At 68.6% G+C, this 854-nt stretch carries 1 pseudogene; it reads right to left on the bottom strand.

Annotation, left to right across the window (positions count from 1 at the left end):
- Positions 1 to 854: pseudogene (locus CH341_RS34705) on the bottom strand (hypothetical protein); the annotation flags it as partial.

Consider the following 854-nt stretch of genomic DNA (forward strand, 5'->3'; position numbering starts at 1 on the left):
GCGGTGTCGGCCTGCACCGTGACGGTGCCGGAGCCCATCCAGGCGGCCGGGACGACGATCGGCCCGTAAGTCCCGGCCTTGGCCAGGACCGTGACGTTGAAGATGCCGATGTCGAGCTGCGCGATGGTATCGAGCGCCTTCTGCACCGAGGCGAAAGCCGAAGCCCAGCGGCGGCCGGTGTTCTGGTCGGATCCGGTCGCCGCGTCGACGAAGTAGTAGCGATCGGCCGGAAGACGCTCGCGCGGCGCGCTGGCCTCGACCTGCGCGACGCTTCGCGGACGCCAGGAGAAGCCGGTCTTCTCGGCGCCCGCTTCGAGCTGCACGGCGTAGAACTGGATCGGAATCGAGGCGGACGTCGAGGTCAGCGAGACAGTGAACTCGATCTCAAGACCGTTCGCTGCCGAGGTGGGGAGGTCGAACGTCGCCGTCTGCTCAGAGATGACGCCATCCACGTTCCATGTGCCCGACGCGATCAGGGTCCGGGTCGGAACCGCGACCGTGCCGAACGAGTCGAATGCCGCCGGCGCGTAGGCGGACCATCCAACCGGAAAGCCTCCCGGCCCGGTGATCGCTCCGGAAAGCGTCACCGTCGATTCGGACGCAGCGAGATCGCGGATATCGTCCGACAGGATCTGCTGCGACACGTGCGCCCCGACCGCACCGGGACCGACCGTGAGCTCCAAGGCATTGGCAAAGCGCGAGGTCGGCGTGAACGCACCGATCTGCTGGACCCGGATCGCGCTGCCGGTGGACCAGGCGAACCACCGATCGAGGATTGGCGTGCGGTCGCCGCCGGCGGCGATCTGCGTCACGCCGCCGCCGGCGCGGCGATCGAAGCGGAAGTCGCCGTTCGC

Origin of the sequence: Rhodoplanes roseus (genome assembly GCF_003258865.1) — a bacterium.
GTDB classification, from domain to species: domain Bacteria; phylum Pseudomonadota; class Alphaproteobacteria; order Rhizobiales; family Xanthobacteraceae; genus Rhodoplanes; species Rhodoplanes roseus.